This window comes from Bacillus sp. SIMBA_005 (assembly GCF_046535585.1).
GTDB classification, from domain to species: Bacteria; Bacillota; Bacilli; order Bacillales; family Bacillaceae; genus Bacillus; species Bacillus pumilus.
This window is the reverse complement of the sequence record NZ_JAWRWI010001182.1, coordinates 1-235: the sequence shown is the minus strand read 5'-3', so window position 1 is coordinate 235 and position 235 is coordinate 1. Positions and strand designations below refer to the sequence as shown.

The 235-nt window shown below is 37.4% G+C and carries 1 protein-coding gene; it reads right to left on the bottom strand.

Features of this window, described 5'->3' with window-relative positions; translation table 11 throughout:
- On the bottom strand, positions 1-235 hold a 235-nt coding region (locus SB660_RS23835; RefSeq protein ID WP_410585078.1), incomplete at both ends, for a hypothetical protein.

The following is a 235-nucleotide window of genomic DNA, read 5'->3' as shown; positions in this document are numbered from 1 at the left end:
AACCATCCATAAAAGTATAGGGAAGCGAAATCTGCACACGAGCCAACTTATTGGACAAACCAAAAGTCCGAATATAATTGAATGCTAAATTATGACTGTGAAGTGTAAAATCTGTTATAGGTAAAGAAGGATCTGTAAGCACATTCCCATTCATAAACAAATAGCCTGCAGCAACTACGTTTAGATTTTTAGGGACATTGGCATAAACTCTTGGTTCCAGATCCTGGCTATACGA